The organism is Allobaculum sp., assembly GCF_047010065.1.
GTDB lineage: Bacteria > Bacillota_I > Bacilli_A > Erysipelotrichales > Erysipelotrichaceae > Allobaculum > Allobaculum fili.
Genome location: NZ_JBKXLD010000084.1, coordinates 1 through 10,152, shown reverse-complemented (window position 1 = coordinate 10,152; position 10,152 = coordinate 1). Strand labels below are relative to the sequence as shown.

Sequence of the window (10,152 nt, the reverse complement as noted above, 5' to 3'; positions counted from 1 at the left end):
ATAGAAGAAATAGAAATATGAAATAGAAATTCAGGTTTTGAGAGAAAAATGAAGTTTGAGAAAAATAGAAAAGGGGACAGCCGATGGACATCGGCCGGTTTGGGGGGACGCAGAAATTCTGGGGTTTTGCCTGGATTGGACAGGCGCTCAGCAGGCTGCTTCTCCGGAAACGCGATTGAGCCTTAATATCCTCTTTATGCGGAGTCAAGAATTTTTTTACACAGTCGAAAAAAGGGAAACTGCAAGCGCATTTGAGACAGGCACGCATAGCCCAGATTTCAAAAGAGGACGCATGCGATCCGCCGTTCCGTCTGGATGGGGTCTGGATTCTGTCTGCTGGTACGAATACGCTCCAGAAAACCAGACGTATCTTTTGGGGTATACACGAAACCTTAAAATTAAGACTTTGTTTAAGAAGAATGGACAGAAGACGCAAAAATGCGCCGTTTCGATTCATCCTGGACGTTTGAAAAAAGGGAGAAACCCGCTCAAAAACTGCATTCGAACCCGGAAAAATTCACATAGTTCCCAAAATATTCTGTTTTTTCTTTTGCCATTTTCAAGAAGCGTGATAGAGTATGCGCATAAATAAGCGAAGAAGAGAAGAGTAAGACATTCCTAGGGCGCAGAGAGTTTCTGGCTGGTGAAAAGAAATGCCGAAGATGTCCGAACATGGTCTTGGAGCAGCATGGCCGATTAACAGGTCTGACGGGAACGCCCGTTACAGCGTTAGAGTATGTTTGTACTTGATGAGGCGTATCTGGCGACAGGTATGCGAATTTAGGTGGTAACACGAAGTGTCAGCTTTCGTCCTAATGTGATGAAGGCTTTTTTTGTATCCGGATTTTCCAATCTGGATTCTGACAGGAAGGAGAAAACTGTGATTGAGCTTGAACATGTCACAAAGACGTTTCAGACAAAAGACGGAACCGTCAGCGCGGTAAAAGATGTTTCGCTCCATATCAAAAAAGGACAGATCTACGGCATCATCGGATTTTCCGGTGCCGGTAAATCCACGCTGGTTCGCTGCATGAACCTTCTTGAGCGTCCGGATGAGGGAAAAGTAATCTTTGACGGCGAAGACTTAATGGAAGCATCGCCCAAAGCGCTGCGTAAAGCCCGTTCGAAAATGGGCATGATTTTCCAGCACTTTAACCTGCTGCCGGCCCTGACGATTTACGAAAACATCGCCCTGCCGCTGCGGCTGGAAAAACGGCCAAAGGAAGAAATCGACGCCAAGGTCATGGAACTGCTGGCGCTGATCGATCTGGTCGAGCGAAAGGATTCCTATCCTTCCCAGCTTTCCGGCGGTCAGAAACAGCGCGTGGCGATTGCCAGAGCGCTCGTTAACGATCCGAAAGTTCTGCTCTGCGACGAGGCCACTTCGGCACTCGACCCGCAGACGACGCAGACCATTCTGAAACTGATTAAGCGCATCAATACCGAACGGCACATTACGGTGGTTGTCATTACCCACGAAATGTTCGTCGTTAAGGAGCTGTGCGACGAGGTCGCTATTATGGCCAATGGCCGCGTAGTGGAACAGGGAGACATCATCCCGATCTTCACCAACCCTCTGCAGGAGATGACCAAGGAGTTCATCGCAACCGCGTCCAACGCCAACAAGGTAGATGAACTGATTCGTCAGAATCATCCGCTGACCCGCCTGAAAGCCAACCAGCAGCTCGTCAAGCTGCAGTACGATTCGAGCAGCACAGCCGAAGCAATGATTTCGCACATTTCCAGAGAATTCGGCATCGACTGTTCCATTATTTTCGGAAGCGTCGAAATCTGGAAAGACGAGCCGATCGGCCAGCTGGTAACGATCTTTACCGGAAGCAACGAGCAGATTGAAAACGCCGTTGCGGATTTGAAAAACAGTCATATTCGAGTGGAGGTGATCAAGCGTGGACACATTGAGTAACTGGATTCCAAACGTCATCGCGTTTGCGGACGAATTCCCCCAGGCCATTGTGGATACCCTGATCATGTTAGTGATCGCCGGAATCGTCAGCTTTATCATCGCGCTGCCTCTCGCGGTGCTGGTGGTCATCACCAAGCCCGACGGCATTGCCCCGAATAAAGCGGTCTTCTGGATCCTGGATAAAATCATCAACCTGTTTCGCGCCATCCCGTTTGTCATCCTGATTCCGCTGATGATGGGGCTGACCCGTCTGATTTTCCATACGACGATCGGTATCAAGATGGCCATCGTTCCGCTCATTGTCGGTACGATCCCGTTCATGGCGAGACAGCTGGAATCGGCGATGGAAGAAATTCCCGACGGCATTGTCGAAGCCAGCATTTCCATGGGCATGAGCACCTGGGAAATCATCTGCAACGTCTATCTTCGTCAGAATATTCCCGGCATGATCCGCGGGCTGACGATCGTTCTGATCGCCGTAATCGGGCAGATCGCCATTGTCGGTACCGTCGGCGCCGGCGGTCTGGGCGACCTGGCCATCCGCTTTGGCTGGCAGAGACAGATGTGGGATATCACGTTTGTCGTTCTGATCCTGCTTCTGATCATCATTTCGATCATTCAGTGGATCGGCGACTGGCTCGTGCGCAAGACAACGCATTAATGAATTAAAAACGCTTAAAACAAACGCTTTCTCCGGCAAATGAAAAAATGCGGACCATAAAAAATTCCGCAAAGACGAAAGTGTCTGAATCCAGCCGGAAAGCCTGACTTCATTTCAAATTTGATCTGTATCCTTCTCGCCTGACCGGACCGGCTGCGCATCCTGACCGGCCAGAGCGAGTCCGATAAAAATCATTTCCAGTAAAAGGGAGGAAAACAAAATGAAAAAACTGACTTCGCTTCTTGCCTGCGGCGCACTCGCGCTCTCGCTGGCTGCCTGCTCGAACAGCCAGCCTGCCGCCTCTTCAGCTGCTGCTTCTGCATCCAGTGCCGAAGGCGAAAGAACCACACTGACTGTGGGCGCAACGACCAGCCCGCACGCGATCATCCTGGAAGAAGCCAAAGACGCACTGGCCGATCAGGGCATCGATCTGAAAATCGTGGAATTCTCCGATTATCCAAACATCAACCCGTCCACATCCGACGGCTCTCTGGATGCCAACTACTTCCAGCACGAACCGTATCTGATCAGCTACGATGAAGACAACGGCTACAAATCCGGAGATGACGGCTACCTCGTAAGCGCAGGCGCCATCCACTACGAACCGCTCGGTCTGTATTCCGAAAAGCACAAGTCTGTTGATGAAATCGAAGACGGAGCAACCATCGTCGTTCCAAACGATGCGACCAACGAAGCCCGCGCTCTGTACCTGCTCGAAAGCCTTGGCTGGATCACGCTTGATGAAGACGCAACCATTTCCACGGCAACCGTTCGCGATATCGTCGACAACCCGAAAAACCTCGACATCGTTGAAATTGCGGCGGACCAGGTGGCTTCCAAGCTTCCGGATATCGATTACGGCGTAATCAACGGCAACTACGCCCTCGCTTCCGGCGTGGAAGACAAGCTGCTCGAAACCGAAGCTGCGGACTCGGTAGCTGCACAGACGTACCAGAACGTCATCGCCGTTAAGGAATCCAGAAAAGACGATCCGGCGATCAAAGCACTTGTCGATACCCTGAAATCCGAAGAAATCAAAAACTTCATCACTGAAGAATTCAAAGGAATCGCCTTCCCGGCGAAGTAAGACACGCCCTTAAAGCAAAATCCAGGCGGATGCAAAAAACGGCTCAAGCAGAATGTAACTTCTGTCTGAGCCGCTTTTTTTATGGGGTGAAAAATCAGAGCTCCAGCAGGGCGCAAAAAATTGCTCGCAAGCAAAAAATTGCTCGCAATAGGAAAAGGCAGCTTTCGAAGGAAAGAGCAGATTCGTCTTTAAAAACAGTCTTTCATAGCGAAAAAATATGGAATATGTTGTTCAAATAAAAAAAGACGATTTATAATAATGTCCAGGCAATTCACACTGGAAAGGAAAAAGAAAGCCTATGCATGCGAAGAAAATACGAAAGAGAGCCTTCGCCGGTTTTTCGGCGATCCTCTCGGTTTCCCTGTTCCTCTCCTCGAGCGTACTCCCGGCCTTCGGGCACGAAGAACCGAAAAACGAGCCCGTCGAAAGGCAGCCGATTCGGTCTGCTGGTCAGATCAGCCGGGATTTCGTTTTGAAATCGAAAAAGCCTGGTCGGATGAACATTCGTCTCAGAAGATTCTTCTCCATCTGATCTTCCTGAAAGACGCTGGAAGAGTGGAGAAGGGCGATACGGTACGACTCCCGATTCCCGAGGCGATTCATGTCGAACACACGCATAAGCCGCAGCCGATCTGGCTGGAAGGCGAAGTTCTCGCCGGTCAGTGGACGATGGAAGGAAACGAACTGGTCATAGAACTGAATGCACGAAGCGGGAAGGACCTTCAGGACCCGCTTCCTCTTACCCTTCCTGTAGAAGCGGCAGCCGAAGATCTGCCGTTTTCCTGGAAACTGAATGCGAATGAAGAGCCAGCTGTTCTTACGTTTGTCGACGAGTCGGAAGAAGACACGGAAAACGAAGAGAAGCCGTCCTCGTCAGAAGATACGGACAGACCGGATTCCAGAGCGGACCAGTCCGAAGACAATGCGGCGACAGACCGTCCGGCGCAGGAAGACAGCGGAAGGCCGGAAGCCAGCCGGCAGACAGAAGAAAATTCGAATTGTGAAAATGATCAGACGGGCAGAGACCTGCTGAAAGAAAACCAGATTCAGCTCAAGCCAGAACAGATCGGCTCTACCGTTTTCCTGAATCTCGAATATCCTTCTTCTTATAGATGGCAGGACGGAGATCATTTCTCGCTTCGTCTGCCGGATTTTGCGTCTGTATGGGTCGCTAATGAATTTGAGCCCGGTGCAGAATCGGGTTTTGAGACGAAAACCGAAAATGGAACGATGCGCGTCGCGTTCAAGGACGGCGGCAATCTGCCTTCCTGCATCGCCTTCCAGCTTCAGAGCGACGACCCAGAACGGGAGCATGCCCTCTGGGTTCTGTATCAGAGCGAAAGCCAGACGATTTCTCTGGATGTGGAATTCGTCAATCGGGAGGAAATCCCTTCTTTCACGGACAGCGACATTCTTCTGGAAAGCTATGCTCCGTCCATGAGCGATTTTGTCCGGAGGATTGATAAAGATTCCTATTCCAGATACGAATGGAATGAGATTGCAAAAGCCTTTGGAACATCCGGTCAGCAGAAAGTATTCAATAAAGTTAAGGAAATCGTCAATAAAGGCAGTCTTACGTCTCTGGATAAACGGCCGCTGATCGACATTTCCGATAAAGTGCAGAAGCTGAAAGTTATTAACCGGTATCTGATTCAGACGATCGATTATGAAAATAACTACAAGAAGCTGAAAGATGGCGGACAGACCGCCTACAGTGCTTTAATCGGCCGCAAAACGGTCTGCTCAGGATATGCCCATGCGTTCAGCCTTCTGGCCAACGCGTCGGGCGTGGAAACGTATATCGTCGGGGGAACCGGAAATGCGACCGGCAAATTTGAGCCTCATTCCTGGAATATTTCAAAACTTGGCAATTACTACTATTCCATCGACGTGACATGGAATGACTCCTTTAATGCGGAAACCCGGTGGTTTTTATTGGGTAAAACGAACATCAATAAGGACCACAGACCGGATCCTGCAAATTTCAAGACGCCAGGTACAAAGCTTGCAAAAGAGGGAACCTGGCTTGCCGCCAGCAATTTTGTACACGTGTCGGGTGTGTCCGCGTCCTATAAATCGAAGACGGTTCCCAACAACGGCAGGCTGACGCTGGAACTTGGAGGTACGTATTCGATCAGTCTGTCCACATCCAGCGGTTCCAGATACTCCCTGACGTGGTATTCTGGCGATACGAATATTTTTACCGTCAATTCATCCAAAGGCGCCGGAGCCGTCATCAAGGCGACCCCTGTGAAAGCCGGATCCGCAGAGCTGAAAATTTATTCCCCGAACCGAAGGGAATACACCATTCAGGTGCAGGTGCCGGACAAAAAGTTCACCATCAAGTATGAGGCTAACGGCGGAAAGGGAGCGACGATGAAAGATACCGTCGTCCATTACGGACAGAAGGTAACGACCACAAAATGCACATATACGCGAGACGGATACAGCTTTGGCGGATGGTACGTATACAGCGACAGGAAGAAGCAGTACATGTATAAAAGTTCATCCGGAAACCGGTTCATGTCCGACGCCGAAGCCGCCAGACACAAATATCCAAAATTGATTTACTCCAACGGCACCCCGCTGGCCAAAACGACAGACATAGACGGAGATGTCCTCCGCTTTAAAGCCGTGTGGAATGCGCTGCCGTCTTTGAGCAGCGCTTCCGTTACCCTGTCTTCGACAAGCTATACGTATACCGGAAGCGCGATTCAGCCGGGCGTAACGGTGAAACTCGGAAACAAAACCCTCTCATCCGGCAAGGATTACACCGTTTCCTGTTCCAGCAATATCAGTGCGGGAACCGCGACCGTTACCATTACCGGAAAAGGAAACTATACGGGCTCCGCAAAGAAAACTTTTACGATCAAACCCGCCTCTCTGAAGACGGATATGATTTCGGCAATACCGGATCAGACCTGGACAGGCCAGCCGATTGCGCCGTCCGTAACCGTCAGCCATGGCAAAACGCGTCTGATACAGGACAAAGACTATACCCTCAGCTATTCGGGTAACCGGGAACCTGGAACGGCCTCACTGAGCATCACGGGGAAAGGAAATTACACGGGAAGTGCAGTCAGGAAGTTCGAGATTGTTCCTGTCCGCCTGAGTGAAGACATGGTCGGTCAGATCGCTGAGCAAATCTGGACAGGCAGGGAGATTCAGCCGTCTTTAACGGTCCGCAGCCGCGGCGCAGATCTGATTCCAGGTCAGGACTACACCGTAAGCTATGCCAATAACGTGAACGTCGGAACAGCCAGTCTTACCATCCAGGGCACAAACCATTACACAGGAAGCGTAACGCGGACGTTTTCCATCCGAAAAGAGGCGGCCGTGCCGCGCGTCGCCATGTTCCGTCTGTACAATCCAAACTCGGGCGAACACTTCTATACGGCCCAGGAGAGGGAAAAGAACAGCCTGATTCAGGCAGGCTGGACGTATGAGAACATTGGCTGGTACGCGCCGCAAACGTCCCGTACGCCGGTATATCGTCTGTACAACCGCAATGCGGGCGATCATCACTACACGATGTCGGTCAATGAACGCGATCATCTGATCCGCGCCGGATGGACGGACGAAGGCATCGGCTGGTATTCCGATGATGCCCAGGGCGTCCCGCTCTATCGTCAGTACAATCCCAACGCGAAAAGCGGAAGCCATAACTACACGACCGACCCGAACGAAAACGCCTTCCTTGTCCGAAACGGATGGAACGCGGAAGGCATTGGCTGGTACGGCTTAAGATAGCCAGACAGATCAATCCAGTCTTTCTCTTAAACAGAACAAAAAAACAGCGCTTTCCAGGCGGATCCGGACTGCATGTCCTACATGCGTTCCAGCCGCCTCGAAGGCGCTTTTCATTTTTTTGGATGCTGCGTCAGACATAGGCACTTCGGTGAAGGACCTCAAAATCGCTGCAGGACTTAGTCGAGCATCTTATCGTAAGCCTTATCTGCGAAAATCACGATGCCTCTTTGACCGCTGCAATCGAGCGTATATACCGTGCAGCGAATAAATGCTTTCATACAATCTGGATCCATCGAATACTGGAAGACGGCATCGTCTCCCTCTTTCCAGTAAAACCCGCTTTCTTCGTCGATATTGTTTCGAATGGGTCTGGCTGTTTCCTCCCTGACCGGGCTGTATGGCAAACGCATGGAAATCAATTCCGGAAGTGCCGGCCGCACGAATTTCAAATTCAGAGTCGCCATCCGGCTTTCCCCGCTTCAGGCCAGATTCCATGAACAGTACGTCACGGAACGCCAGAGAACGGACAAAATTGAAAACGATGCCGTTTCGATCCTGGTCATAAACTAAAGGCTGCAGCCTGTCCTGATCTTCTGCATGTTCAAAGTCTAAACTGAAAGAGCGATTGAACGCCTCCAGCAGTCGAGCGCGGCGGCTGGAATAGAAATAAAACGGCGAAGAACTGCTGCCATAATTCATGGTGCTGCCAGGCATCCCCATAAGACAGCCATAATAGTCTTTTGCCGGCATATGCAGATCTTTGACTTCAAATTCGCAGAACATATACAGGGCGATGGCGCGCATTTCCTCACACAGCCTGTCCTTATATTCATGCCGCGCCTTCGTATCCAGTATCTGCAGAGGAATAAATCCGTCGAAAACGGTTCCTTCCTCGCTGGCCGTCCAGCGGGCACCCAGCGTGCGGCTTAAAGCCTCGAGAAAAGCCTGTTCATTTTCCTTTGAAAAATGGTCAGCCGGTTCGATCTTCAGATCGTCCAGCCCTTCGCTTCGAGCATCCGCATCGTCAATCAGGTGCGTATGCGTAAAGTACTGGAATCGTATGCGTCAGAAAATTCCAGCGGATACTTTTCACGGATCTGGTCGAAAAGTGCGATCCGACGGCTGAATTCATTTATGTTGTAGTCTGCCGAAAAGGTTTTCCGCTGTTCCGGTCAATACTGAGAGGCCCTGTCCTTTGACGATTTCAGCAGATCCACAAACTCCCGGATCCATTCCTTGAGTTTCGGATCCTGAAATAGCGGTCATAAAAGGGTTCAGGATGCTCCAGTTCTTTCTCAAACATTTCTGAGTAAGCTGTCATCTGCTCTTTCTGACTGTTTACGAGTCTTGTGGTTCAGTGACGAGTCGGCCTGGACTCCAAAGCGTTCAGACATTCCTGATCGCTTCCCTTTGTCCAGGTTTCCACCAGACCTGAGCCAACCAGGCCTGCAAGCGCGACAGCCGCCGCCAGCCCTGCCAGCAGAATCCATTTCGTTCTGGATTTCGTTCTGGGCGCAGACGGCTGGGAAGTATCCGATCCAGAATCGGACTGCGCACTGGGAATCGGCCTGGATGGCAAAGGCGGAGGCGGCAGCAGGAAAGAAGCAGAGGATTCACTGAAAGCAGAACCTGGATCGAGAGGATCCGTATTTGTCTGCAGGAAAAGCATGGGTTCGATAAGATAGGACTGAACCGATAAATCCGTCTGCTCAAAGAAAGAGCGATGGACAAGAAAGCCATAAGCCAGAGAGGGGATCCGAATGAAAGGTGTAATTTTCGATTTTAATGGAACGCTGTTTCTCGACCACGACAAGCATGTCAAAGCGTGGAACCAGATCAGTCTCGAACTGCGAAACCGTCCGGTGACACAGGAAGAACTCGTTTTGCATATGAATGGAAAGCCGAATGTGCAGATCATTCGCTACCTCAATAACGGGAAAATCGACCCGGCAAGGGAAGAGCAGCTCTCCCAGCGCAAGGAAGCGCTGTATCGCCAGTACTGCGCAGAAGATCAGGCGTCTTTTCATCTGATCGAAGGCAGCGAAGCGCTGTTTGATGAACTGACCCGGCGCGGCATTCCCTTTACGATCTGTTCTGCTTCCATCTGGGAAAACATCGAGTTTTTCGTTCGCAGCTTTCATCTCGATCGCTGGATTCGAGAGGAAAATATCGTCTACGATGACGGAACATACGTAAATAAAATCGCCATGTTTGAGCGGTCCGCCGAAATTCTCGGCCTTCCGTTAGAGGAACTGACCATTCTGGAAGATTCTGTGGCGGGAATAAACAGCGCGATTGAAAGCGGCTGTCAGGATGTGCGGCTGCTGGATTCGTCGCATATTGCCTCACAGATGGCCGGCAGAAAACAGATCCGTCAGGTCGTGCATTCCATGAAGGAGATCCGCATTGATCTGCCAATCGAAGCCATTCCATCCGAAAAGGAGAACGATTAAGGAAAATCGATTAAAGAAAAGCAATAAAAACGATCGGCGATAGAAAGCCGATCGATCAGAAATATGGGGAACGGTACGATCCGTTCCCGTTTTTTTAATGGCATTATTGGGCGTAATCGCCGCCGTCCACGCCAAGATATTCTTCCAGGCAAAGACCGCTTTGCGCGATGGCCTGCGCTTTGTCGCCGATATAGCGCAAATGCCAGGGCTCCGCCTGATAGCCGGTAATTCCTTCTTTTCCTTCCTGATAGCGAACGATGAAACCATACTTCCAGGA

At 50.6% G+C, this 10,152-nt stretch carries 8 protein-coding genes and 1 other annotated feature; of the genes, 6 read left to right on the top strand and 2 right to left on the bottom strand.

Going from position 1 to position 10,152, the window contains the following annotated elements; translation table 11 throughout:
• The first annotated feature begins 55 nt into the window (after positions 1–55).
• From ACLUYS_RS07710 to ACLUYS_RS07690, 5 genes are all read left to right on the top strand, one after another.
• Positions 56–592, top strand: coding sequence for a hypothetical protein (locus tag ACLUYS_RS07710; RefSeq protein WP_412659535.1), 537 nt, complete (start codon positions 56–58; stop codon positions 590–592).
• Positions 587–818: a binding site (T-box leader), on the top strand. (Overlaps the previous gene by 6 nt.)
• A gap of 62 nt (positions 819–880) precedes the next feature.
• Positions 881–1,924 carry a methionine ABC transporter ATP-binding protein gene (locus ACLUYS_RS07705; RefSeq protein ID WP_230267561.1) on the top strand — a complete coding sequence of 348 codons (1,044 nt, stop codon included), beginning with the start codon at positions 881–883 and terminating at the stop codon, positions 1,922–1,924.
• Positions 1,908–2,585, top strand: coding sequence for a methionine ABC transporter permease (locus ACLUYS_RS07700; protein ID WP_412659534.1), 678 nt, complete (start codon positions 1,908–1,910; stop codon positions 2,583–2,585). Before ACLUYS_RS07705 ends, ACLUYS_RS07700 begins: the two co-directional genes overlap by 17 nt.
• 220 nt (positions 2,586–2,805) lie before the next feature.
• Positions 2,806–3,672, top strand: coding sequence for a MetQ/NlpA family ABC transporter substrate-binding protein (locus tag ACLUYS_RS07695; RefSeq protein WP_412659533.1), 867 nt, complete (start codon positions 2,806–2,808; stop codon positions 3,670–3,672).
• Positions 3,673–3,930: 258 nt separating this feature from the next.
• On the top strand, positions 3,931–7,422 hold the full coding sequence (locus ACLUYS_RS07690; RefSeq protein ID WP_412659532.1) for a transglutaminase domain-containing protein: 3,492 nt from the start codon (positions 3,931–3,933) through the stop codon (positions 7,420–7,422).
• Positions 7,423–7,623: 201 nt separating this feature from the next.
• On the opposite strand, the gene ACLUYS_RS07685 is transcribed toward ACLUYS_RS07690, so the two are convergent.
• A complete protein-coding gene (locus ACLUYS_RS07685; protein ID WP_412659531.1) occupies positions 7,624–8,172 on the bottom strand; it encodes a hypothetical protein in 549 nt (182 codons plus the stop codon).
• A 1,010-nt stretch (positions 8,173–9,182) separates the two neighbouring features.
• Here ACLUYS_RS07685 and ACLUYS_RS07680 point away from each other — a divergent pair.
• The gene (locus tag ACLUYS_RS07680) at positions 9,183–9,875 is read left to right on the top strand and encodes an HAD family hydrolase (protein WP_288338908.1); all 693 of its coding nucleotides are present in this window, start codon (positions 9,183–9,185) and stop codon (positions 9,873–9,875) included.
• Between the two features lie 103 nt (positions 9,876–9,978).
• On the opposite strand, the gene ACLUYS_RS07675 is transcribed toward ACLUYS_RS07680, so the two are convergent.
• Positions 9,979–10,152, bottom strand: a 174-nt coding sequence (locus tag ACLUYS_RS07675; RefSeq protein ID WP_412659536.1) for a D-alanyl-D-alanine carboxypeptidase family protein, incomplete at its 5' end; no start/stop codon positions are given.

Coding starts and splice junctions, on each gene's coding strand:
- ACLUYS_RS07695 (WP_412659533.1), top strand. CDS start 2,806: ATGAAAAAACTGACTTCGCTTCTTGCCTGCGGCGCACTCGCGCTCTCG.
- ACLUYS_RS07690 (WP_412659532.1), top strand. CDS start 3,931: ATGTCCAGGCAATTCACACTGGAAAGGAAAAAGAAAGCCTATGCATGC.
- ACLUYS_RS07685 (WP_412659531.1), bottom strand. CDS start 8,172: ATGCCGGCAAAAGACTATTATGGCTGTCTTATGGGGATGCCTGGCAGC.
- ACLUYS_RS07680 (WP_288338908.1), top strand. CDS start 9,183: ATGAAAGGTGTAATTTTCGATTTTAATGGAACGCTGTTTCTCGACCAC.